1 protein-coding gene is annotated in these 343 nt (G+C 42.9%); it reads right to left on the reverse strand.

The window, feature by feature from the left end:
• Nucleotides 1-73: 73 nt before the first annotated feature.
• On the reverse strand, nt 74-343 hold a 270-nt coding region (locus tag IEJ02_RS48065), incomplete at its 5' end, for an EF-hand domain-containing protein (protein WP_223865641.1).

A 343-nucleotide genomic window follows, 5' to 3' on the forward strand; every position in this document is an offset into this window, starting at 1 on the left:
CCTTCAACAGTGAACTATGATGTTTTGTGTTTCAAATGAAATTATGAACTTGATGAATGATTTTTCGATTATCTTAGGCTGCTTCACCACCTTCTTCACCTTCCTCTTGAGCAGCAGTGAGAAGGGTAATGAGTGCTTGGGTGTCAATTCTTCCATTGTCATCGATGTCCATTGCATCAAAGGCATCATCAACTTCTTTGGCGCTGAATTTCTCGCCCCAGGTCATCAAAGCATGCCTGAATTTTTCACTGTCGATGGTGCCACCATCATCAAAGGATTTGAAAGCAGCTATAACTACTTCATCGTCGTCAGTACCACCGGAATCAGCCATGCGATTTCCGAA

The organism is Streptomyces sp. 5-10, from assembly GCF_014712245.1.
GTDB lineage: Bacteria > Actinomycetota > Actinomycetes > Streptomycetales > Streptomycetaceae > Streptomyces > Streptomyces violaceusniger.